Annotated in this window: 22 protein-coding genes; 12 read left to right on the forward strand and 10 right to left on the reverse strand. The window is 74.1% G+C overall.

Going from position 1 to position 22,535, the window contains the following annotated elements; all coding sequences use genetic code 11:
- Window positions 1–105 precede the first annotated feature (105 nt).
- The 5 genes from CHF16_RS26615 (at window position 106) to CHF16_RS26635 (ending at window position 3,505) form a co-directional block, all read left to right on the forward strand.
- On the forward strand, window positions 106–936 hold the full coding sequence (locus CHF16_RS26615; RefSeq protein WP_089328878.1) for an SAM-dependent methyltransferase: 831 nt from the start codon (window positions 106–108) through the stop codon (window positions 934–936).
- Window positions 933–1,148, forward strand: coding sequence for a DUF397 domain-containing protein (locus CHF16_RS26620; RefSeq protein WP_089328879.1), 216 nt, complete (start codon window positions 933–935; stop codon window positions 1,146–1,148). The genes CHF16_RS26615 and CHF16_RS26620 overlap by 4 nt, the downstream gene beginning before the upstream one ends.
- Window positions 1,149–1,262: 114 nt before the next feature.
- On the forward strand, window positions 1,263–2,105 hold the full coding sequence (locus tag CHF16_RS26625) for a helix-turn-helix domain-containing protein (RefSeq protein WP_179271714.1): 843 nt from the start codon (window positions 1,263–1,265) through the stop codon (window positions 2,103–2,105).
- A 1-nt stretch (window position 2,106) separates the two neighbouring features.
- Window positions 2,107–2,304: a DUF397 domain-containing protein gene (locus tag CHF16_RS26630; RefSeq protein ID WP_089328881.1), complete on the forward strand. Its 198-nt coding sequence runs from the start codon at window positions 2,107–2,109 to the stop codon at window positions 2,302–2,304.
- 361 nt (window positions 2,305–2,665) lie between these two features.
- Window positions 2,666–3,505 carry an ATP-binding protein gene (locus CHF16_RS26635; RefSeq protein ID WP_089328882.1) on the forward strand — a complete coding sequence of 280 codons (840 nt, stop codon included), beginning with the start codon at window positions 2,666–2,668 and terminating at the stop codon, window positions 3,503–3,505.
- On the opposite strand, the gene CHF16_RS26640 is transcribed toward CHF16_RS26635, so the two are convergent.
- Entirely contained in the window at window positions 3,472–4,152 is a 681-nt protein-coding gene (locus tag CHF16_RS26640; RefSeq protein WP_089328883.1) for a response regulator, read from the reverse strand. The genes CHF16_RS26635 and CHF16_RS26640 overlap by 34 nt on opposite strands.
- On the reverse strand, window positions 4,122–5,453 hold the full coding sequence (locus CHF16_RS26645; protein ID WP_245869251.1) for a sensor histidine kinase: 1,332 nt from the start codon (window positions 5,451–5,453) through the stop codon (window positions 4,122–4,124). Before CHF16_RS26645 ends, CHF16_RS26640 begins: the two co-directional genes overlap by 31 nt.
- A 114-nt stretch (window positions 5,454–5,567) precedes the next feature.
- On the opposite strand from CHF16_RS26645, the gene CHF16_RS26650 reads away from it, so the two are divergent.
- Window positions 5,568–6,866 (forward strand): SGNH/GDSL hydrolase family protein, encoded by a 1,299-nt coding sequence (locus CHF16_RS26650; RefSeq protein ID WP_089328884.1) that lies wholly within the window; start codon window positions 5,568–5,570, stop codon window positions 6,864–6,866.
- 116 nt (window positions 6,867–6,982) lie between these two features.
- Here the strand turns inward: CHF16_RS26650 and CHF16_RS40470 are convergent, their stop codons facing one another.
- On the reverse strand, window positions 6,983–7,456 hold the full coding sequence (locus CHF16_RS40470) for a hypothetical protein (RefSeq protein WP_179271715.1): 474 nt from the start codon (window positions 7,454–7,456) through the stop codon (window positions 6,983–6,985).
- A 291-nt stretch (window positions 7,457–7,747) separates the two neighbouring features.
- On the opposite strand from CHF16_RS40470, the gene CHF16_RS40975 reads away from it, so the two are divergent.
- Complete coding sequence (locus tag CHF16_RS40975; RefSeq protein WP_218826846.1) at window positions 7,748–9,577, forward strand: serine/threonine protein kinase; 1,830 nt, start codon at window positions 7,748–7,750, stop codon at window positions 9,575–9,577.
- Between the two features lie 22 nt (window positions 9,578–9,599).
- The gene (locus CHF16_RS26665; RefSeq protein ID WP_089328885.1) at window positions 9,600–10,388 is read left to right on the forward strand and encodes an SDR family NAD(P)-dependent oxidoreductase; all 789 of its coding nucleotides are present in this window, start codon (window positions 9,600–9,602) and stop codon (window positions 10,386–10,388) included.
- On the opposite strand, the gene CHF16_RS26670 is transcribed toward CHF16_RS26665, so the two are convergent.
- Window positions 10,385–10,867 (reverse strand): hypothetical protein, encoded by a 483-nt coding sequence (locus tag CHF16_RS26670; RefSeq protein ID WP_089328886.1) that lies wholly within the window; start codon window positions 10,865–10,867, stop codon window positions 10,385–10,387. The two genes, CHF16_RS26665 and CHF16_RS26670, sit on opposite strands and share 4 nt — an antisense overlap.
- 250 nt (window positions 10,868–11,117) lie before the next feature.
- Between CHF16_RS26670 and CHF16_RS26675 the strand changes: the two genes are divergently transcribed.
- Window positions 11,118–11,402, forward strand: a complete 285-nt coding sequence (locus CHF16_RS26675) for a putative quinol monooxygenase (protein ID WP_089328887.1) — start codon at window positions 11,118–11,120, stop codon at window positions 11,400–11,402.
- Between the two features lie 38 nt (window positions 11,403–11,440).
- Here the strand turns inward: CHF16_RS26675 and CHF16_RS26680 are convergent, their stop codons facing one another.
- Together CHF16_RS26680 and CHF16_RS26685 are read right to left on the reverse strand one after the other, a co-directional pair.
- Entirely contained in the window at window positions 11,441–11,749 is a 309-nt protein-coding gene (locus CHF16_RS26680) for a hypothetical protein (RefSeq protein WP_089328888.1), read from the reverse strand.
- A gap of 94 nt (window positions 11,750–11,843) precedes the next feature.
- Window positions 11,844–12,299, reverse strand: a complete 456-nt coding sequence (locus tag CHF16_RS26685; protein WP_245869254.1) for a pyridoxamine 5'-phosphate oxidase family protein — start codon at window positions 12,297–12,299, stop codon at window positions 11,844–11,846.
- A 106-nt stretch (window positions 12,300–12,405) separates the two neighbouring features.
- Here CHF16_RS26685 and CHF16_RS26690 point away from each other — a divergent pair, with 106 nt between their 5' ends.
- Window positions 12,406–15,192: an ATP-binding protein gene (locus tag CHF16_RS26690; RefSeq protein ID WP_425427515.1), complete on the forward strand. Its 2,787-nt coding sequence runs from the start codon at window positions 12,406–12,408 to the stop codon at window positions 15,190–15,192.
- Between the two features lie 9 nt (window positions 15,193–15,201).
- Here CHF16_RS26690 and CHF16_RS26695 read toward each other — a convergent pair whose 3' ends face one another.
- Window positions 15,202–15,648, reverse strand: coding sequence for an iron chaperone (locus CHF16_RS26695; protein WP_089328891.1), 447 nt, complete (start codon window positions 15,646–15,648; stop codon window positions 15,202–15,204).
- A gap of 249 nt (window positions 15,649–15,897) precedes the next feature.
- Between CHF16_RS26695 and CHF16_RS26700 the strand changes: the two genes are divergently transcribed.
- Window positions 15,898–17,391 carry a CYTH and CHAD domain-containing protein gene (locus CHF16_RS26700; protein ID WP_179271716.1) on the forward strand — a complete coding sequence of 498 codons (1,494 nt, stop codon included), beginning with the start codon at window positions 15,898–15,900 and terminating at the stop codon, window positions 17,389–17,391.
- Here the strand turns inward: CHF16_RS26700 and CHF16_RS26705 are convergent.
- From CHF16_RS26705 to CHF16_RS26715, 3 genes are all read right to left on the reverse strand, one after another.
- The gene (locus tag CHF16_RS26705; RefSeq protein WP_089328893.1) at window positions 17,388–18,257 is read right to left on the reverse strand and encodes an NUDIX hydrolase; all 870 of its coding nucleotides are present in this window, start codon (window positions 18,255–18,257) and stop codon (window positions 17,388–17,390) included. The genes CHF16_RS26700 and CHF16_RS26705 overlap by 4 nt on opposite strands.
- The gene (locus tag CHF16_RS26710) at window positions 18,250–20,334 is read right to left on the reverse strand and encodes an RNA degradosome polyphosphate kinase (protein ID WP_089328894.1); all 2,085 of its coding nucleotides are present in this window, start codon (window positions 20,332–20,334) and stop codon (window positions 18,250–18,252) included. Before CHF16_RS26710 ends, CHF16_RS26705 begins: the two co-directional genes overlap by 8 nt.
- Window positions 20,335–20,502: 168 nt before the next feature.
- Window positions 20,503–22,023, reverse strand: coding sequence for a pentapeptide repeat-containing protein (locus CHF16_RS26715; RefSeq protein WP_143228136.1), 1,521 nt, complete (start codon window positions 22,021–22,023; stop codon window positions 20,503–20,505).
- Between the two features lie 148 nt (window positions 22,024–22,171).
- Between CHF16_RS26715 and CHF16_RS26720 the strand changes: the two genes are divergently transcribed.
- A complete protein-coding gene (locus CHF16_RS26720) occupies window positions 22,172–22,531 on the forward strand; it encodes a hypothetical protein (RefSeq protein ID WP_245869255.1) in 360 nt (119 codons plus the stop codon).
- Window positions 22,532–22,535 lie beyond the last annotated feature (4 nt).

The raw sequence follows: 22,535 nt of genomic DNA on the forward strand, positions 1-22,535 counted from the left end.
CTGCGCCCTTGGCTCGGCTTCGCCCCTTCTTGACCAATTGCTTCATAATTCGTGCATCACAAGATGCGGCAGTGCATCACAAGACGCGGCAATGGAGGCCAAGCGGTGAGCGACATCGAGCAGGCTCCTCCCGGGGTGGACAGCACGATCCCCAGCCCGGCCCGAATGTACGACTACATCCTCGGCGGCTCGGCCAACTTCACGGTCGACCGCGAGGCCGTGGAGAAGGTCCGCGCGCACATGCCCGACCTGGAGGACGCCGCGTGGGCGAACCGCGGGTTCCTCCAGCGCTCGGTGCGGTGGCTGGCGCAGCAGGGCGTCAGGCAGTTCATCGACATCGGCGCCGGCCTGCCGACGGGCAACAACACCCACGACGCGGTGCAGAAGGTCGCGCCCGACGCGCGGGTCCTGTACGTCGACAACGACCCGCTGGTCGAGATCCACGCGAAGTCCCTGCTGGAGGGCGTGTCGGGGACGGCGTTCATCACCGCCGACTTCCGCGACCCGGAGGGCCTCCTCGCCCACGAGGAGACCAACGCGCTGATCGACCTGGCCGAGCCGGTGGCGCTGCTGCTGGTGACGGTCACCCACTTCGTGCCGGACGAGGACGACCCGTGGGGCGTCGTCCGGCGGTACGTGGACCGGCTCGCGCCGGGCAGCTACGTGGCGCTGTCCTCGATCAGCAGCGACCGCCAGGTGAGCGAGGAGCTCGACCAGGTGACCGCGGTGTACGCCAGGTCGTCGTCCGGCGGCGCCTACCCGCGGCCGCGCGCGGAGATCGAGCGGTTCTTCGCCGGGCTGGAGATCGTCCCGCCGTACGAGGGGGCGCCCGCGGAGGTGTGCCATCTGGGCGTCTGGGGCGCCGAGGACCCTGACGAGGCCGATAGTGATGGCTCGCGGCTGGGCTACTGCGCTGTGGCGAGGAAGCCGCTATGAGGAAGCCGACGGCGGCGGAGCTGGGCGTCGACCCGGACGCCCTCGACTGGCGGCGCTCCGGAAGCGACGAGGGAGCCATCGAAGTCGCTTTTGTCGGAGAATGGACCCTTTTGCGCACGTCCGGCGACCTGATCTCGGTCTTCGACCAGCATGAATGGGCCTGCTTCCTGGACGGTGTGCGGAAGGGCGAGTTCGACCGCGCCGCGTCGTGAGGCGGGCGCCGTGACGGCGATTCGTGAAGCACTTCCTCATCCGGCCAGATCTGTGATTCACAAATTCGGAAGGCGTATGCTGATGGCGGCCGTATGTCAAGGGAGGTGGCGTCGATGAGCGAGGCGTACGGCGCCACCATTGCCAAGCGGGGGCTGGCGCGCCGCCTGCGGGAGCTGCGCGTCGCGGCCGGATACACGGCCAACCAGGTCTGCGACCGGCTGAACTGGGGAAGGGGCAAGGTCGGCCGGTTCGAGGCCAACAACTGGGTTCGTCCAGAACTCAGTGACATCCGCGACCTGGCGCGCATCTACGAGGGCAGCGACCTCGACGAGCTCGAGGAACTCGCGACGCGCGCCAGGCAGCGGGCCTGGTGGCGTGACTACCCGGACGTCTTCGACAACGAGTTCCCCGGTTACGAGGGAGACGCGTCGAGCATCCGGGTGGTCATGCCGCTGGTGCTGCCCGGCCTCCTGCAGACCCTGCCGTACATGCAGGCGCTGCTCACGTCCGGGACGCGGACCCCGGAGTGGCGGGAGCAGGCGCTGCGGGCCCGGCTGCGCCGGCAGCAGATCCTCGACCGCGCCGACGGCACCGCGCCCGAGCTGACCGCGGTCGTCACCGAGGCGTCCCTGATGTACGAGTGGGGCGACCCCGGCGACCGCCGCGCCCAGCTCCGCCACCTGCTCGCGATGTCCGCCCGGCCGAACGTCGAGATCCGGCTGCTGCGCTTCGCGGACGGGCTGCACCCGGGCATGTCGACGCTGGTCAACATCTTCCGGTTCCCCTGCGGGGAGCCGTCCATGGTCTTCCTCGAGAACGACGCCGACATCCAGGAGATCGACGACCCGAGCAGAGTGGAGGCGTATGGCGAGATCTTCGAGCAGATCCGCGCGGCGGCGCTGAGCCCCGCCGATACCGCGAAGCACCTGGAGAAACTCATCGCGACGCTGGAGTGAAATGGACCTCTCTCAGGCACGGTGGTTCAAGGCCACCGCGAGCGCGAGCAGCAACGGCGGATGCGTCGAGGTCGCCGACCTCGGCACCGCCACCGGGCTGCGCGACAGCCGGACGCCCGAGGCGGGGGCGCACGTCGTCCCCCGCTCGGTCTTCGCCTCGTTCCTCGACGACGTGCGCGCCGGCCGGTACGACCGCTAGCACCGGGAACGGGCCCTGACCGGGCCGCACACACGATCCCCCAGGGCTGCACCCCTGGGGGATCGTCATGTGTGCGGCCCTCTCTCAGGCGCCGTCCACGCTACAGCGGTGGGCCCCGTCCGTCCCGGGTCCGCCGGTACGTGCACGTGTCTCCGAACATGCACACGTTTTGTGCTCTTTGTGGGGCCTTGGTGAACGTCTCAACTGTCGCCGTATGTTCCTTGCGATATGTCCCGCCGGGGGGCCGGAAATGTGCGAAGCTTGTATCTGTGATTCACACATAGCGACTCACGAACCTCTGAGGTTCAGGTCGCGAATGTCTGATTTGCGAATGTCTCCCAGACCAGCCGAGGTGGGCGTCATGACCAAGGCCGCAGCGACGTGCGGAATCCCCTGGAGACTGGAGAACGGCGGCTGCGCGGCGCTGCCCCTGCCCGGGGACGAGACGATCGCGCGAGTCGCCCGCGCACACGTCACCGGCCTGCTGCCCGCCCTCGGCCTCGCCGTCCGGGACGTCGACGACATCACGCTCATGGTCAGCGAGCTGGCCACGAACGTGTTACAGCACGCGACCCCCGGCGACGGCCCGTCCGGCGCCGAACTCTGGGTCTACCAGCGCGCCGACGGGCGCGGCACCGACGAGCTGGTCGTCAAGGCGTTCGACACGCTCCGCGCCTGGCGCCCGCCCGCGCCGGGCGGGCCGATGCCCGAGCACGGCCGCGGGCTGGAGATCATCGAGCTGCTGACCGGCGGCCGCTGGGGGCACCACCCGTCCCGCTCCCGGCTCCGGTCCCCGGCCGTCCGGGGGAAGGCGACCTGGTTCGCGCTGCCCCTGCCCCGCACGGCGCGCCGCCACCGGCACAACTGGCGCATGGACGGCGCGCACGCCACGCGCGACCTGCACGCGCTGCTCGTCCAGCGCGGCGTGCACGACCTCGTCCCGGGCGACGAACTCGGCACCTCCGTCCTGTCCGGCCGGGGCGACATCACCGTGTGGTGCGAGTCGGCGACCTTCCGCTGGTGCGCCCGCACCGGCGAGACCGGCAAGCTCCCGATCACCGACATCACCGAGGTCTGCGAGCAGCTCGTCCGCATCTGGGAGACCCTGCACCCCTCCGACGGCTTCGATGCGAGCCCCGCCGGGGACCCCGTCGGCGAGCCGCAGGGTCAGCCGGCCTCCGAGGCTCTGCCGCGCAGGTAGGCCAGCACCGCGAGGACCCTGCGGTGCGTGTCGTCCGTCTGCGGCAGGCCGAGCTTGGCGAAGATGCCGCGGACGTGCTTGCCGACCGTGGCCTCCGTGACGACGAGCCGCCGGGCGATGGCGGCGTTGGAGCAGCCCTCGGCGATGAGCGCGAGCACCTCGTGCTCGCGCGGGGACAGCTCGGCGAGGGGGTCCCGGCGGCGGCGGATGAGCTGCCGGACGACCTGCGGGTCCACCACCGTGCCGCCGTCCACGACCCGGCGCAGCGACTCGGCGAAGTCGGCGACGTCCACGACCCGGTCCTTGAGCAGGTAGCCGACGCGGTCGCCCGTCCCGGAGTCGAGCAGGTCGGCGGAATAGCTCAGCTCGACGTACTGGCTGAGCGCGACGACCGCGAGGCCGGGGTCGGCGCGGCGCAGCTCGACGGCGGCGCGCAGGCCCTCGTCGGAGAAGCCCGGCGGCATCCGGATGTCGGTGACGACCAGGTCCGGGCGGTGCTCGGCGACGGCCGCGAGCAGCGCCTCGGCGTCGCCCACGGCGGCGGCCACCTCGAACCCGAACCTGGCGAGCAGGCCGGCGAGGCCCTCCCGCAGGAGGGCGCCGTCCTCGGCGAGGACTACGCGGACGGGGGTTCGCTCAGGCTGCACGGAAGCTCCACACGGACGACCGTCGGCCCCCCGGCGGGGCTCGACACCAGCAGTCTGCCGTCGATCACCGCGATCCGGTCGGCGAGGCCGGTCAGCCCGGTGCCGAGGCGCGGATCGGCACCGCCCGCGCCGTCGTCGGCGACCTCCACGACGAGGACGCCGTCGTCCCACCGCGCGGTGACCCGGGCGCGCCCGGCGCCGCTGTGCTTGGCGGCGTTGGTGAGCGCCTCGGCGGCGGCGAAGTAGGCGGCGCCCTCCACGTGGCGCGGGGGCCGGCCGGGCAGGTCGGCCTCGACCTCGACCGGGAGCGTCGACCGGTCGGCCAGCTCGCCCAGCGCCGCCGCCAGCCCCCGGTCGGTGAGCACGCGCGGGTGGATGCCGTGGATCAGCTCGCGCAGCTCGGTCATGAGCTGCTTGGCCTCCCGGTGGGCGTCGGCGACGCCCTCGGCCGCCGGGGAGTCGCGCGGCAGGTCCATGCGGGCGAGCCCGAGCTTCATGGTGAGCGTGACGAGCCGCTGCTGGGCGCCGTCGTGCAGGTCGCGCTCGATGCGGCGTCGCTCGGCGTCGAACGCGTCGACCAGCCGGGCCCGGGAGCGCTCGACCTCGACCAGCTCGGCCTGGAGCCGTGCCCCGGAGCCGCCCTGGAGCAGCGTCCGGGCGAGCGCGGCCTGCGCGCCCGCGACGAGCGCGAGCAGGTACGGGACGGCGGGCAGTAGCGCGAGCGCGGCGATCGCGAAGGGGAGCGCCTCCGCCGGGGTGGCGACCGTGACCGGCCCGAGCGCCATCGGACCGTCGCCGTCCAGCAGGATCAGCGGCGCGGCGATGGTGCCGAGCTGGAACGCCAGCACCGCGAACAGCGCGGCGTACAGCACCGGGGCGATCGCCGCGACCAGCAGGAAGTAGCCGAGCTCGCGCCAGGTCGCCGGTTCGGCGCAGCGGGTGCGCAGCCAGGGGCCGAGACCGGGGGCGGGCGGGCGCCGGTGGCCCGACCGCGCCGGACGGGCGTCGACCAGCCGCAGGCGGCGGCGTTCCAGCCGGGCCAGCGGCAGCGTGACCGGCGGCCCCAGCACGGCGGCGAGCAGGGCGCCGAGGACGGCGAAGAGCGCCCGCTCGCCGAGGCCGGTGTCCGGGGAGGCCGCCGACAGCCACAGCAGCGCGGGCACGGCCAGCGGCAGCCATGCGGCGAGAGCGACCGGCGCGGTGGACAGCGCGAACGCGGCCGCGCACCAGGGCCAGGCCGTCAGCAGGAACCGGCGCCGCCCCATGGCGGCCAGCGCGGTCGGCGGTACGTCGTTCGGCACAGGCGTACCGTAGCCGGGCCCTTCCGGTGCCGAGTCCGGGTAGTGCTGGGCATACCTCGAAGTCGGGGGGCTGCCGTGATGCGGCGCGGGGTGCCTCGGCGGTGGGATCGGGGCATGAGACGAAAGCCTTCCGCACGGATGATCCTCCCCCTGGCCGGCGTGGCCGGCGCGGTGCTGATCGCCGGGTTCGCGCCCGCCCTGCCGGGCGGTTCCGAAGCGTCCGCGCGACCGGCCGCCGCGACGTCGGCGCGCTGGTCACAGAGCTGGGGGACGGCGATGCAGCGGCCGCTCGCGGCGGGCGAGGACGACGGGCCGAACTGGTCGGTGGAGGGCTTCCGCGACCATTCGCTGCGCCAGGTCGTCCGGCTGAGCACCGGCGGCACGAAGATCCGGATCCGGCTGTCGAACCGCTACGGCACGGCCCCGCTGCGGGTCGCCGCCGGCGCGGTCGGACGGTCGGGGGGCGGCGGCAAAGTATGGCCGGGCACCACGGCGGCGCTGACGTTCGGCGGCGGCCGCTCCGCGACCATCCCGGCGGGCCGGGAACTGGTCAGCGATCCGGTGCCGCTGGCCACCGTGCCGCTGGAGAGGCTGGCCGTCACGCTGCGGTTCACCGGCGCGACCGGACCGGCCACGTTCCACCGCTTCACGAGCGGGACCGCCTACCGGGCGCCCGGTGACCACCTGTCCGACATCGGCTCGGACGCCTACACCGAGACCACCGACGCGCTGTACTACCTGGCCGGTGTCGACGTCTCCGGCGGCAGCGGCGGCGGCTCGGTGGTGGCCTTCGGCGACTCGCTCATCGACGGGGTCGGCGCGACCCCGGGCGCCGACGCGCGGCTGCCGGACGCGCTCGCGGAACGGCTCGCCGCCGCCCGCCGCCCGCTCGGCGTCGTCAACGCGGGGATCGGCGGGAACCGGCTCCGGTACGACTCGGCGTGCGCCGGAGAGAAGGCCACCGCGCGGTTCGCCCGGGACGTCCTGGCCCGGCCGGGCGTCCGGTCGGTCATCGTGCACCTGGGCGCCAACGACATCCGCGTCACTCCCGGCGACCCCTGCCTGGTGCCCGGCGGGCCGTCGACCGCCCGCCAGGTCATCGATGCGCAGCGCCTGCTGATCCGGGCGGCCCATGCCCGCGGCCTGAAGGTCATCGGCACGACCATCGTGCCGCTGAAGGGCGCCCTGTTCCCGGCGTGGACGCCGCAGGTCGAGAAGGAGCGCGACGCCATCAACCACTGGATCCGCACCAGCGGCGAGTACGACGCGGTCCTGGACGCCGACCGCATCATGGCCGACCCCGCCGACCGCGACCGTCCGCGCCTGGCGTACGTGTACGAGGACGGCCTGCACCCCAACGACGCGGGCTACCAGGCCCTGGCGCGCGGCATCGACCTCGGCGCGCTGCAATGAACCACAGGCCACCCCTACCGGAGAGCCACCTGCCGCCCCCACCGGCGGACCATCTGCCGCCCCCGCCGGCGGACCATCTGCCCCCCGCCGGTGCAACTGCATCAGGTGAGCCGGCATTACGGGACGGGCGAGACGCGCGTCCACGCGCTCGCAGATGTCAGCATCGCGTTCCCGGCCGCCACCTGGACCGCCGTGATGGGCCCGTCCGGTTCCGGCAAGTCGACCCTGCTCCCACTGGACGCGCTGCACGGGCGCACCGTCGCGATCGGGCCCCGGCTGGCCGCGCAGGGCGTCCGGGGCCGCACCGTGACGGCGCGGATCGGCGACCGCCGGGTCACGTTGCGCACCGTCGCGCGGATGCCGGAAGTCCTGGAGAACGGGAGCGGCAACTTCCTCGTGCCGCGCGACCTCGTCCCGGCCGCGATGCTCGCGGACGCGCCGACCGAGACCATGGTGCGGGTGGCGCCCGGCGCCTCACCGGAGGCGGTCGCCGCCCGGATCCGCGCCGCCGGAATCGGCGAGGTGCGCACCGTGGGCCGGTGGGCCGACGCCAGGGTGGCCGAGCAGCAGCGCGGAACGATGGGGATCATGGCCGTGCTGATGGGGATGTCCGGCCTGTACGCGGCGATCGCGGTCGTCAACGCCGTCGTGATCGCGGCCGCCGTGGACGCTCCTCGGCCTGCTCGCCGGGGCGTCCCTGGCCGTCACCACCGCCGCGGCGGCGCTGACCGCGACGGCCGCGACGAGACCGGCTCCGACGTCCCTCCTCGCCGCCCGCGAGTGAGTGTGGGCAGTGCGTCGGAAGACGCAGAACGGGACGAACACTCTCGGTACTGTGGGCGTCAAAAAGACGATCATGTGCCGCAGGTGCGGGGGGTGGGATGTCCGGGGCTGGACTCAAGGCGCTCAGGGCGGGAGATCCGGAGCAGGTCGGGCCCTACCGGCTGCTGGCCCGGCTCGGGGCCGGCGGGATGGGCCGGGTGTATCTCGGACGCTCCCAGGGGCGGCGGCTGGTCGCGGTCAAGGTCGTCCATCCGCACTTCGCGGACAACGACTCCTTCAGGCGGCGGTTCGCGAAGGAGGTCGCCGCCGCGCGCCGCATCGGGGGCTTCTACACGGCGCACGTGGTCGACGCCGACCCGGACGACGACCCGCCCTGGCTCGTGACCGAGTACATCGCCGGGCCGACGCTGCAGGAGGCCGTGGACGAGAACGGCCCGCTGCCCGAGGTGTCGGTGGCCGCGCTCGGCGCCGGCCTGGCCGAGGGGCTCCGGGCCGTCCACGAGCAGAACGTGATCCACCGGGACCTCAAGCCGGGGAACGTGCTGCTCGCCCGGGACGGCGCCCGGATCATCGACTTCGGCATCGCCCGCGCGATGGACGCCACGTCCCAGAGCCTGACCGTGGCGGGGACGCCCGGCTACATGTCGCCCGAGCAGTACCTCGGCCGCGGCATCGGCCCGGCCAGCGACGTGTTCTGCCTGGCCGCCGTGCTGACCTTCGCCGCCACCGGGCGCCACCCGTTCGGGGAGGGGCCCGCGGACGCCCTCGGCTACCGCGTCCGGCACGAGGAGCCCGAGCTCGCGGGCGTCCCGGCGTCGCTGCTGGAGCTGGTCGCGGCGGGGCTGGAGAAGGACCCGGACGACCGTCCGCCGACCGAGGAGTTCCTGGAGCGCTGCGCCGCGCTGGCCCGGGACGAGGGCATGTCCCTCCCCGAGAAGGTCACCACGATGATCGCCACGCGCGTCGCCGAGACGGAGGTCTTCGCGGGAGGCGCCGCCGGGAGGACTCCCGAGCCCGAGAAGAAGCCCAAGCCGAAGGCACCGCCCGAGCCGAAGCCCAAGTCCGGGTCCAAGTCCAAGTCCGGGTCCGGGTCCAAGTCCGGCTCCAAGCCCAAGTCGAAGGCGAAGTCCGAGCCGAAGTCCAGACCGAAGTCGCAGCCCCAACCGCAGGCACAGCCCAAGCCGCAGGCACAGCCGCAGGTCCCGCCGCGGCAGCCGCCGCGGCCGAAGGCCAAGCAGCAGGCGTCGTCCGGCGGGATCGCGTCCGGGATCATCGGGGTGCTGCTGATCGCCGTGGTCATCGCCCTCGCCATCCAGGACAAGTCCGACTCGTCCGGCAACACCGGCGGGACGTCGCCGATCACGTCGTCGCCCACGCCGACCCGCACCTGGACGTCCGGCCTCTCGGGCGGCTCGCGGACATCGTCGAGCCCCACCCCGACGCCCGACCCGACCTACGAGGCGTTCGACGAGATCAGGGTGGGCGACTGCCTGAACGCGCACGAGGATCCCTACGACTCCTCCGAGTGGACCGAGGACGAGCCGGAGGCCGTCTCCTGCGGCCGGAGCGACGCGTACGTGAAGGTCTACGCCATCGAGGACTCCGGCAGCTCGTGCCAGGCCGAGGCGCTCGACGGGGAGAGCTGGTGGAGTTCGCCCACCTTCGACGGAGAGCGCATCTACCTCTGCGTGCGGCGGCAGTTCAGGGAGGGCGAGTGCTTCCTGGGCAAGAAGAGCACGAAGAAAGGCAGCACGGCGGCCATCACCGGGCACGGACTCATGACCTCGTGGGGCTGCGGCAAGAGCACCGTGCCCCGGGGGTTCAACTACATCCTCCAGTTCACCGGCTACTACGAGAGCGAGTGCCCGAGCGGCTCGCTGAGGTGGACGGGCTTCCGCAAGGGAGTACTCTGCGCCCGCATCGTCTGAGCGAGAGCGAAAGGGGTGTGCGGTGAGTCGGTCGTACGTCGTGACCGGCGGTGGACGCGGAGTGGGGCGCGCGATCGCCGAGCGCCTGCTTCGCGACGGGGGCAGGGTCGTGGTGATCGAGCTGGACGCGGCGGCGGTCGCGTGGGCGGACGGCGTCCCGGGCGCCACCGCCGTCATCGGGAGCGCCGCCGACGAGAGCGTCGCCGAGCGGGCCGCCGACCTGGCACAGGAGGTGGGCACGCTCGCCGGGTGGGTCAACAACGCGGCCGTCTTCCGCGACGTCGCGAACCCGTCGGCGCGGGAACTGCTGGACCTGGTCGCCATGAACTTCGACCCCGCGGTGGTCGGCTGCGTGACCGCCGTCCGCCGCTTCCTGGAGGCCGGGACGGGCGGAGCCATCGTCAACGTGTCATCCCATCAGGCGCGGCGTCCGGTGCGGGGGTCGCTGCCCTACGCGACGGCGAAGGCGGCGACCGAGGCGCTCACCCGCGCCCTCGCCGTCGACCACGGCCCGCACGGCATCCGCGTGAACGCCGTCGCGCTGGGCTCCATCACCACCGAGCGGTACGAGCGCTTCCTAGCGGACCGGGCGCCTGAGGAGGTCGCGAGGATCGAGGGCGAGATGCGGCGGCTCCACCCGGTCGGTCGCGTGGGGCGTCCGGACGAGGTCGCCGCCGCCGTCGCGTACCTGCTCTCGGAGGAGGCGAGCTTCGTCAACGGCGCCGTCCTCCCGGTCGACGGCGGGCGCCACGCGGTGGGCCGCGACCCCGAGGAGGCCCCGGCCGCCCCGGACGATCGCGCCGCCCCCTAACCGCGCGACTTCGCGGCGGTGACGGCGTTGCGCAAGGCGGTCAGGAAGGCTTTGCCGTCGGCGTCGTCGCCCAGGGCGAGGTGGAACGAGGCCGCTTTCGGCGCGCCCGACCACGGCCCGGTGGCGGTGACCCCCGTGTCCGGGACGACGGGCGGCGGCACGTCGATGCTGACGTCCCCCAGCCAGATCGACCGGACGTGGACGCCCCGGCGCTCCCCGGCCACGGCCACCACGAGGTAGGTGGGCAGGAGCAGTGCGACCGTCGTGTGCTCGGCGTCGGGGTCGCCCGACCCCGTCAGCCTCGCCAGCGGCCCCGGCCGCTTCAGCCGGACGCTGCGCGTGACGCAGCACCACTCCGCGCCGCCGAGCGCGTCGCCGAGCAGGTGCTCCCGGGCGTGGGCGGCGATCGCCGCCCGCAGTTCCGGGTCGAGGGCCCCCGGCTCGGACCGTCTGCTGGAACGTTCGTACAGACGCTTCATTTCCCCCAACTCCCAAGCCCGTTTCAGGGTACGGCGGGTTGTGCCGCGCTGAACTGCCCACGTCCGACAGGAGCCATACCATCCCAAAAACGGCGATGTGGCGCCATCGCCACTAGCTGGACGAATATGCGTGAATTGTCGGATCCGGTGAGGTGGCCGCCGTGATGGCGGGGCCGCCTCGCCTCGGGTTTGTCGGTGGCGTCCGGCACACTGGGCCGGTCGGTGCTACGGACGGCACGGGAGGTCAAGCATGATCATCATCTCGGGGCGGCTTTTTGTGGACGCCGAGGCCAGGGACGCCTATCTGGACGGGTGCAGGGAGGTCGTCGAGCAGGCGAGAAAGGCGCCGGGGTGCCTCGATTTCGCCATTTCGGCCGACCTCCTGGAACCCGGCCGGATCAACGTCTACGAGCGCTGGGAGAGCGGCGAGGACGTCGAGCGCTTCCGTGGGTCGGGGCCGTCACCGGAGCAGGCGGCGCAGCTGCGCGGCGCCGAGGTGAACCGGTACCTGATCTCCGGTGTGGAGGCCCCGTAGCGGCCGCGTCAGGACAGGTCAGGACAGGTCAGGCCGGGTCAGGACAGGTCGAACTTGACCTTGTCGCCCTCGATCGAGGTCACCGTGATCGTCACCGGGCCCACCCGGGCGCGCTGGCCGCTGGCGATGGTGGCGGGCGCGGAGCCGTCCGCCGAGACCGTCATGCCCTGGCCGGAGATCCGCGAGACGGTGACGTCGACGTCGTTGACCTCCACGGTCTGCCCGGCGCCGGTCACGGTCACGTGGCACTTGCCGTTGACGCAGCTGTGCGAGTTCGACTGGCATCCGCCGAGCACCAGGACGCCGCCGGCCGCGGCAGCGGCGAGGACCGGGACTGCGCGCTTCACATATACCCCCATGTCTTGTGATGTCGGAGGTATAGATGCACCGATCGGCCGTCCGGTTCCCGCCCGAACGGGCTGAAAGCGGCCAGACGGGACGTCAGGCCAGCCAGCGGCCGTCCCGCATGAGGTCGCGACCGGGGAGCTCGTTCACCTCGCGCCACGCCTGGACGCGCCGCGGGGTGATCCGGAACCAGCGGTAGGCGCCGCCCGCCGCGCGCGGGTCGAAGCCCGCGCGCGCGGCGAACCGGTCGGCGCGCTCCGCCGGCAGCGCGCCGAGGTCGAGCACTTCCACGGTGCCGTCGATCACGGTCACGTCGCGGGTGGGGCCGAGCGCCAGCCGGACGGTCCCGGTGGCGGCGAGGTTGCGGCCGGTGGGGCCGTCCGCCGGGGTGGCCGCGAGCAGCGCCTCGCCGTCCCAGTCGAACGACAGCGGCACCAGGTGGGGCGCGCCGTCCGGCGAGGCGGTCGCCACCCAGGCGTCCACGTCGTGGGCGAGCCGGTGCTCGGTGTCGCGGCGGCGCTCGGCGCGCGAGCGCGGGGCGGGAAGGGGCACGGTCGCTCCTCTGGTCAAGGATGGCGGGTACGGCCACAGGTTCGCCCGTCCGGCGGGCGGGACGCTTCCGTGCCGGGCACGGAACCCGCCACGGATAATGGGGCCCGTGACGCCGATCTCCGCCCGCGAGGCCGAGGTGCTCGCCCTGGTCGGGGAGCACCTGAGCAATGCCGAGATCGCCGCGCGCCTCGTGCTGTCGGTCCGGACCGTCGAGTCGCACGTCTCCTCGCTGCTGCGCAAGCTCGCCCTGCCGGACCGGCGGGCCCTCGCCCGGCACGCGGACGAGGTCGCCCGCGCCGGCCGGACGCGGTCGGCGCCCGCCCCGCCGGCGCCGCTGACGGCGTTCATCGGCCGGGTCCGCGAGCGCCGGGAACTGGCCGCGGCGGTGCGGGGAAGCCGCCTGGTGACCGTGGCGGGGCCCGGCGGGGTCGGCAAGACGCGGCTCGCGCTCGCGGTGGCCGGCGACCTGGCGGGCGACTTCCCCGACGGGGTGTGGTTCGCGGACCTGGTCCCGGTCACCGAGCCGGGACGGGTCGGCGCGGCGGTCGCGGCGGCGGCGGGCGTCGGGGAGCAGCCCGGACGCGGCATCGACGACGCGGTCGCGGCGGCGCTGTCCGACCGCCGCGCGCTGCTGGTGCTGGACAACTGCGAGCACGTGCGGGACGGGGTGGCGCCGTTCGTCGAGCGGCTGCTCGCGGCCTGCCCGCCGCTGCGCGTGCTGGTGACGAGCCGGGCCCGGCTGATGGTCCCGTTCGAGCACGTCGTGACCGTCCCGCCGCTGTCGCGGGACGGCGGCGACGAGTCCGAGGCGGTGGCGCTGTTCCTGGACCGGGCCGCCGTGGCGGGCCTGCCGCCCGACCCGGTGACGCGGGAGCAGGCGGTGGCCGTCTGCGAGGGGCTCGGCGGGATGGCGCTGGCGATCGAGCTGGCGGCGGCGCGGTGGTCCACGCTCGGGCTGGACGGCCTGCTGGCGGGCCTCTCCGACCAGCTGCGGATCCTCACCGGCGGGCCGCGCGCCGACGACCGGCACCGGTCGGTGCGGGCGGTGCTCGACTGGAGCCACGACCTGCTGGAGCCACCGGAGCGGGCGCTGCTGCGCCGCGTCTCGGTGTTCGTCGCGCCGTTCACCGCCGGGGACGCCGCCGAGGTCGCCGGGTTCGGCCCGCTCGACCCGGCCGCGGTCGTCGGCGGGCTGGGCGCGCTCGCCGAGCAGAGCCTGCTCTCGGTGGCGCCGTCCGCGTCCGGCACCCGCTACCACGCGCTGGAGACGATCCGCCAGTACGGGGTGGAGCGGCTCGCCGAGGCTGCCGAGCTCGCGGACGTCCGGGCCCGCCACCTGCGCTGGTGCCTGGCCAACGCGTCCGCCCTGCGGGAGACCGGCGGCGCGGACTGGCGCGCCAGGTTCGACGACGCCGCCGAGGACATGCGGGCCGCGCTGACCTGGGCCGCCGCGCGGCCGGAGCGGCGCCCGGACGCCTACCGGCTCGCGCTGCCCATGGCCGAGCTGGCGTTCGCCCGCAACCTGCTCGGCGAGGCGCAGCAGCGCTTCGAGCAGGCGGCCGGGCTCGCCGCCGACGGCGCAGACGCGGCGGCCGCGCTGCGGCATGCCGCCGCCGTCGCCGGGTGCCGCAGCCTCGACGGCGAGATGTACCGGCTGCACCGCGCCGCCGCCGAGGCCGCCCGCCGCGCCGGCGACACCACGGGCGCCGGACGCGACCTGGCCGCCGCCGCGACCGTCGCGTACCGCTTCTCCAGCTCGTTCGAGCGCCTACCGCCCGCGGCGGAGGTGGCGGCGATCCTCGCGGAGGCGCGAGACCTGTCCGGTGACTCCCCGGCCGCCGAGGCGGCGGTCGCGCTGGCGGAGGCGGCGGTGGAGGCGGACGCGTTCGGCGCCGTCCAGGGCGACCCGGACAACCCGGCCGCGGAGACGGTCCGGCAGGCGGAGCGGGCGGTCGAGCTGGCGCGGCGCGCGGGCGACCCGGTCGCCGAGTCCGCCGCGCTGGACGCGCTGTCCGGCGCGCAGAGCTGGGCGGGCGACCCGTTCGCGGCGGCGGCCGCCGCACGCCGCCGGATCGCCCTGCTGTCGGCCGAGCCGGACGGCCCCGCCGGCACGCACGAGCTGATGGACGCCCTCGCCATGGCCGCCGGGACGGCCGTCGGCGTCGGGCGGCTGCCGGAGGCGCGCCGCTGGGGCCGGCGGCTCGCCGACCATCCCCTCCTGGTGGAGGCCGGGCATCACGCCACGTCCTGGCTCCTCGTCGCGGACGCGTTCAGCGGGCTGGCGGACGAGCTGCTCCCGGTCAGCGACCGGTTCCTCGACTCGTGGACGCAGAGCGGCCTGCGGTCGCGGTCCCTCGCGCCCGCCGCCGCGTCGGTCGCGATGATCCACGGGCTGCGCGGTGACGACGACGCCCGGTCGTCCTGGCTCGCGATCGCCGCGAAGGCGGGTCCCGAAGGGGACAACCGCCTCGGCTACGGCGCGGTCTTCGACGCCATGGTCCTGCTCCACCACGGCGACGCGGACGCCGCGCTGGAACGGGTCGCCCCCGAGCCCGACCAGGTGTGGAAGTGGGTCTGCTGGGTCTGGCTGCACTGGTACACGGCGCTGCGGGCGGAGGCGGCGGTGCTCGCCGGGCATCCCGGTGCCCGGGAGCGGATCGCCGCCGCCCGGACCGCCGTCACCGGCAACCCGGTCGCGTCCGCGCAGGTGGACCGGGCGGAGGCGCTGCTCGACGGCGACGTCCGGCGCCTGCCCGCGGTCGCCGCGGAGTTCGAGGCGGCCGGGTGCCCGTACCAGGCGGCGCGCACGCTGGTCCTCGCGGGCGGCGACCACGCCGCCGCCGGGCAGGCCGCTCTCGACAAGTTGGGGCTCGCCCAGGTGGCCGTCCGGTAAGGGGCGCGTTCAGCTCACCGCCTTCTTCACGAGGGCGGCGATGCGCTCCTCCACCTCGGGGGTCACCTCGGTCAGCGCGAACGCGGTCGGCCACATCGGGCCGTCGTCGAGCTTCGCGGGGTCGTTGAACCCGAGCGTGGCGTAGCGCGCCTTGAACTTCGCCGCGCTCTGGAAGAAGCAGAGCACCTTCCCGTCCAGCGCGTAGGCGGGCATCCCGTACCAGAGCCGCGGCGCGAGGTCCGGCGCGGCGGACGTGACGACGGCGTGGACGCGCTCGGCCATGGCCCGGTCCGAACCCTCCATCTCGGCGATCTTCGCGAGGACGTCCCGCACCGCCTCCGCGGCCTTCTCCGCCCGCGAGCCGCGCCGCGCCGCCTTCTTCTGCTCCTGCGCGTGCTCCTTCATCGCGGCCCGCTCCTCGGCGGTGAACCCCTCGTACGTCTTCTTCGCGGCCATGATCACTCCTGTTCTCCGTGGCCGGCGACCGCTTCCCGGCCGGTCGCCGTGGTACGAGCATCGCCGGGCGGCGGTACGGGCGGCATCCGTGCCGAGCACGGAATCCACCACGGAAGGGGCGCGCCCGCGGCAGGACGCCGCACCGGACACCGGGGCCGGGTAAAGCTTTCCCCTGCCGTTCACGCAGGCGTGGAATGCTTGTTATCTGGGTGTGCGTGCCGTTTGTCGAGCGTCGTTGAGGAGCAGCCCGTGGCCGACAGGCATCTCGAGATCGAGCAGAAGTACGACGCCGCCGCGGACTTCGTCCTGCCGGACCTGGCCGGGCTGCCGGGCGTGGCGGCGCTCGGGGAGCCGGAGGTCCGGGAGCTGCACGCCACCTACTTCGACACCGCCGACCTGCGGCTCGCCGCCAACAAGATCACGCTGCGCCGGCGGCGCGGCGGCCCGGACGCGGGCTGGCACCTGAAGATGCCCGCCGGGCCCGACAGCAAGCAGGAGCTGCGCGTGCCGCTCGGCCGCCCGCTGGTCGTCCCGGCGCGGCTCGCCGGGCTGGTCGCGGCGCACACGCGCGGCGCGGAGCTGCGCCCGGTCGCGACGCTGGAGACGCGGCGGACGGTCGTCCGGCTGTTCGGCGCGGACGGGACCGAGCTGGCGGAGGTCGCCGACGACCTGGTGACCGGCCGGGGCGGCGCCGACGCCGAGCCGGAGCGGTGGCGGGAGATCGAGGTCGAGCTCGGCGCCGGCGGACCCGACCTGCTGAAGGCCGCCGGGAAGCGGCTCCGCAAGGCCGGCGCGAAGCGGGCCAAGTCGTCCTCCAAGCTCGGCCGGCTGCTCGGCTCCGCCGTCGTCCCGTCCGCGCCCGCGGCGGCCCGGTCCGCGGCCCGGTCGGCGCTCGCGGCGGCCACCTGCAACGGCAAGGCGCCCGCGATCACGACGGGCGAGGTCGTGCTGGCCTACCTCGCCGAGCAGGTCGACACGATCGTGGCCACCGACCCGAAGGCGCGGCTCGGCGAGGACGACGCCGTCCACCGGATGCGGGTCGCCGTCCGCCGGACGCGCAGCGCGCTGCGCAGCTACCGGTCCGTCCTGGACCCGGAGCGGACGGTCCCGCTCGGCCCGGAGCTTCGCTGGCTCGCCCAGGTCCTCGGCGAGGTCCGCGACCTGGAGGTGCTGCGGATGCGCTTCCAGGGCGCGCCCGCCTTCCTGCTGGACGACCTGGAGCGGCGGGAGCGGTCCGCGTACCGGCGGATGAACGCGGTCCTGCGGGAGCCGAGGTACTTCGCGCTGCTCGACGAGCTGGACCGCCTGGTCACCGACCCGCCGCTCGGCGCGGCGGCGGGCCGCAAGGCCCGCAAGGACCTGCCCGGCCTCGTGACGCGGGCCTGGGACCGGATGGCCGGGGACTACGCGTCGATCCGGACGGCCGACGACCCCGACACCGCGCGCCACGAGACCCGGAAGGAGGCCAAGCGGGTCCGGTACGCGGCGGAGCTGGCCGTCCCAGTGCTCGGGATCGCGGCGAAGCGGGTGGTCAAGGACGCCAAGCGGCTGCAGGAGGTCCTCGGCGGCTACCAGGACGGCGTCATCGCCATGGAGCACCTCGCCGCCGCCGCGAAGCGCACGAAGGACCCGGCGGAGGCGTTCACGCTCGGCGTCCTGTACGGCAAGGAGCAGGTCGAGGCGGAGGCCGCCCGCGACCGCCTGGCCACGACCTGGTCGCAGACGCTGGGCCCGTCCTTCTAAGGGATGTGGCGCTCCAGGGCCGCCAGCGAACCGTCCGCCACGTGAGCCGCCCAGAACTCGCCCTTGCGGAGGCTCGTGTCGTCCGGGACCTTCGCGCCCATCTCCTTGCACAGGCCGGTGACGAGGTCGGAGACGATCTCGCCGTGCGTGCAGACGACCGTGGCGGCGCCGGCCAGGGAGAGCAGCCGCCGCACGGCCTGCTCCGGGCCGGTGTCGCCGATGGTGAACGCCGCGTCCGTGGTGATGGAGGCCCGCGTGGCCCGCGCATAGGGCAGGACGGTCTCCAGGCAGCGCGCCGTCGCCGAGCCGACCACTCGCATGGGCCCGTAGGCGTGCAGCAGCCCGGCAAGGGCGGTGGCCTCGCGGCGCCCGGCGGCGTCCAGCGGGCGCAGTTCGTCGGCCTCCCGCCACTCCCGCTTGTCCCCGGCGGACGCGTGGCGCAGGATCACCAGCGGCGCCGTCCGCGCGGGGCCGCCCAGGAACTCGTGCAGCAGGCCGATGTCGTGCTGGTAGCTGAGCCTGCCCTCCGCCTCGGCGGCGGGCAGCCAGACCAGCTCGTCCACCTCGTGGTTGGGCGTGAACGCGCACTCGGCGACGGGCCGCGCGGCCCAGTAGTCGACCTGCTTCGTCCGGTCCCCGACCGGATAGGCGATGGTCGGGAGCCGGCGGCCGAGGCGGGCGGTGATACCGGTCTCCTCCTCGATCTCGCGGACGGCGGCGCGCAGCACGTGCTCGCCCCGGTCGACCTTGCCCTTCGGGAACGACCAGTCGTCGTAGCGGGGCCGGTGGATCAGCGCGAACTCCGGCTCGCCGCCCGGCCCGTCCCGCCACAGCACCGCCCCGGCGGCGTGGATGACCTCAGCCATCGACCGTCCTCCACCGGCGGCTCTTGACCAGGTGCGTCTGGATGTCCAGGAGCGTCTCGCCGGGACGGGCCCGGCCGCGCGTCCAGGTGCCGTCGCCGTCCAGCGCCCAGGCGTGGGTGCCGGGCTCCATGGCCCGGTCGAGCAGGGCGAGCAGGTCGTCGCGCTGGGCCCGGTCGGTGACGGTGACGAGCGCCTCGACGCGGCGGTCCAGGTTGCGGTGCATGAGGTCGGCGCTGCCGATCCACACCTCCGGCTCGCCGCCGTTCTCGAACGCGAACACGCGGGAGTGCTCCAGGAACCGGCCGAGGACGCTGCGCACCCGGATCATGTCCGACAGGCCGGGCACGCCGGGACGCAGCGCGCAGATGCCGCGCACCCAGACGTCCACCGGCACCCCGGCCCGCGACGCCCGGTACAGCGCGTCGATGATCACCTCGTCCACCAGCGAGTTGCACTTGATCCGGACCCGGGCGGGATGCCCGGCCCGGCGGTTGTCGATCTCGTGCTCGATCCGCTGCACCAGCCCGGACCGCAGGCTGTTCGGCGCGACGAGCAGCCGGTGGTAGGAGCTCTGCCGCGAGTAGCCGGTCAGGTGGTTGAACAGGGCGCTGACGTCCTCGCCGACCTCCGGGTCGGCGGTGAGCAGCCCGAAGTCCTCGTAGAGGCGGGCGGTCTTCGGGTGGTAGTTGCCGGTGCCGATGTGGCAGTAGCGGCGGAGCTGGCCCTCGTCGTCCTGCCGGACGATCAGGGCGAGCTTGCAGTGCGTCTTCAGCCCGACGAACCCGTACACGACGTGGCAGCCCGCGGTCTCCAGCTTGCGCGCCCACGCGATGTTCGCGCGCTCGTCGAACCGGGCCTTCAGCTCGACCACGACCACGACCTGCTTGCCCGCCTCCGCGGCGCTCATCAGCGCGTCCACGATGGGGGAGTCGCCGCTCGTCCGGTACAGGGTCTGCTTGATCGCGAGGACGCGCGGGTCGGCCGCCGCGTCCTCGATCAGCCGCTGGACGGTCGTGGTGAACGAGTCGTAGGGGTGGTGGACGAGCACGTCCCGCTCACGGATGGCGGCGAAGATGCTCGCGTCCTCCGGCAGCGCCTCCTTCGACGGCACGAAAGGGGGGTACTTCAGCTCCGGGCGGTCGAGGTCGGCGATCGCGGCGAGGCCGCCGAGGTCCAGCGGTCCGACGACGCGGTAGATCTGGCCGTCGTGCACGCCCAGCTCGGAGGTGAGCAGCTCCAGCACGCCCGCGGAGATCGACTCCTCCACCTCCAGTCGCACGACCGGGCCGAACCGGCGGCGCAGCAGCTCGCGCTCCAGCGCCTGGAGCAGGCCCTCGCTGATGTCGTCGTCGATCTCCAGGTCCTGGTTGCGGGTGACGCGGAACGCGTGGTGCTCGACGACCTCCATCCCGACGAACAGCTGCCCGAGGTGCGCGGCGATCACGTCCTCCAGCGGCGTGAACCGGTCCGGGGACGCCTCGATGAAGCGCGGCAGCAGCGGCGGCACCTTGACCCGGGCGAACATCGTCGCGTCGGTCTCCGGATCCCGGACGATCACCGCGAGGTTCAGCGACAGGCCCGAGATGTAGGGGAAGGGGTGCGCGGAGTCGACCACCAGCGGCGTGAGCACCGGGTAGATCCGGTCGCGGAACAGCCGGCGCAGCCGCTCCTGCTCGGTCTCGGCCAGCTCGTCCCAGCGCAGGATGTCGATGCCCTCGTCGCCGAGCGCGGGGCGGATCGCGTCCCGGAAGCAGGACGCGTGCCGCCGCATCAGCTCGTGCGCGACCTCGCCGGTCCGCTCCAGCACCTCGCGGGGCTGCCGGCCGCTCGCGGACTGGACGGCGAGCCCGGTCGCCATCCGGCGGGCGAGGCCGGCGACCCGCACCATGAAGAACTCGTCCAGGTTGCTGGCGAAGATCGACAGGAACCGGACCCGCTCCAGCAGCGGCAGGCCGGGATCCTCGGCGAGCTCCAGGACGCGCTGGTTGAATCTCAGCCAGCTCTCCTCCCGGTCGAGGAAGCGGTCCTCGGGCAGCGCTTCATCCAGCGGGGGGAACTGTCCTGGATTGACGGTCATACCGTGATCTTTCTTGACCAAGATGAACGACAGCCGAACTCGGGGATGTCACCGAAGTATCAGACACTCCGATCATGCCCGCGGTTCCCGCTGATCACACGGTATTTCCGCATGTCTTCCCAGGCTTTCGGCACCGCCGGACGGGTGCCGCCCCTGGTCAGCGGCCGGTCAGCGGCCGGTCAGGTGCGCGCTGTGGGCCGTGCCCGCGCCGCCGCCGTGGTGCAGGACGGACGCCCCGCCCGCCACCAGCGCCGCGATCACGGCGATCCAGGCGACGACGCGGCCCGCGCGCAGCCCGTAGCCGCACGTGATCCAGAGCAGGTGCAGCCCCCAGCGGCGCAGCCGGTCGCGTTCGCCGCGCCGCCGCACCTCCTGCGCCCCGTACCGGAAGTCGCGGGCCAGCCGGCCCCGGTCGGCGTCGGCGCTGGCGCGGGCCAGCTCCAGGTAGAGCGTCCGCAGCCGGTCGCCGTCGGCGGCCGTGCCGGCGGAGGCGAGCGCGGGGTCGTCGGCGAGCACCGCCCGACCGGCGTGCGCGCCGTGCCTGTGCGGGTGCCAGGGCAGGTGCGGGTGCCAGGGGAGGTGCGGGTGCCAGGGAAGGTGCGCGCGGTGATGCGGGACGGTCGCGAACGCGCAGTCGCCGGTGAGCTGGAGCGTGTCCGGGTGCCGCAGCCCGAGGAACCCGCACCCGCTCAGGTCGACGCCGGAGAGGTGCAGCCGGGCGGCGTCCACCCCGCGCAGCGAGACGACCCGGACCGCCGCGGGGCCCGCCGCCGGCGGCTCCGCGAGCCCCTGGATCGGGTGGGCCAGCGCCTCGACGCCGACCGGGCCCTCGAACACCGCGTCCTCCAGGTCCAGTTCGGCGTGCCGCAGCCGGAACCCCGCCTCCCCGTGGACGGTGAGGCCGCGCGCCGTGACCTGCCGGGCCGCCGCGTCGACCCGCAGCCGGCCGCGGACGGCCGCGTCCGACAGCCCGATCCGGCCGGCGGTGAGCGGGCCGAGCCAGACGCCCTGCCGGAACCGGGTCCGCTCGAACCGGGCGTGCCGCGACACCTGCACGCGCTTGAACGAGACGGGGCCGCCGAAGCACGCTCCCTGCATCGCCGCGTCCCGCCCGAACCGGGCCCGGTCGAAGCAGACGGCCCCCATGAACACCGCCCGCCGGAACGAGGCGTCGGCGTGCCAGCGCGCCTCCCCGAACACCGCGTCGCAGGTGAACACGGCCTCCTCGAACGAGGCGAACCGGGCGAAGCGCACCGCGTGGAAGGACGCGTTGCGCCCGAACCGCGCACCCCGGAACGAGACGTTGCCGAGGAACCGCGCGTCGAAGAACGAGACGCCGCCGAGGAAGCAGGCGCCGTCGAACGAGCTGTCGCCCTCCACGCAGGCGCCGCGCAGCACCGCGTCGGACGGGAGCACGGCGCCGTCGAAGCGCGTCCGGCCGAGGTGGGGGCGGCCGTCCGGGCCGGTGACCGCGTCGAGCACGGCCTCCAGCAGCCACGCGGGGACCGTCACGCCGCGCAGGTCCAGGTCGGCGCCGGGCCGCAGCGCGCCCATGAACGCCTCGAACTCGCGCGGACGCAGGTGGGCGGCGCACCCGCCGCGCGCACCGGCGGCGCGTCCGCTGCACCCGTGGACGGCCGAGCAGCGAGGCCAGAACACCGTCGTCGGGGAAGGCTCGTGTGGGGTCACGGTCTCGTTGTACCCATGGCACCCCGCGGAGTGAAGGTCTCCCGATGGCCAGGTAGGTGCAACCCCGCCGCCACTCACCGTAACCCCCCGACGCGTCCGGGATTAAAAGGGGGTTGTTTTGTCAGACCCACGCGTAATGATTTCTGTTATGAGCAGAGACACCCATCCGGGGGTGCAGTGCCCGCACTGCCAATCGCATCTCGCGCTCGTCCCCGTGCCTGGAAACCCCGTGCCCGGAAACTCCGCCACCGTCCCCGCCACCATCTCCGCCACCATGCCCACCGCCTTGCCCGCCACCATCCCCGTGCTGCCGGTCGCCGCGAAGGAGGAATGGCAGCCGCCGCCCGTCGCCGAGGTGCTCGCCGTTTACGCCGGACGCGCCAAGGACACCAAAACCGCGGTGCGCGGCGCCGCCAAGGTCAGGGAAAGCCTGAACCGCGCGAAGGCCGCCGCCGCGCAGCGCCGGACCGCGCAGAGAACGGCCCGGCACACCCCCAAAAGCGCCTGATCAC

It is taken from the genome of Actinomadura meyerae (assembly GCF_900188445.1).
In the GTDB taxonomy this organism is placed as follows: Bacteria; Actinomycetota; Actinomycetes; order Streptosporangiales; family Streptosporangiaceae; genus Spirillospora; species Spirillospora meyerae.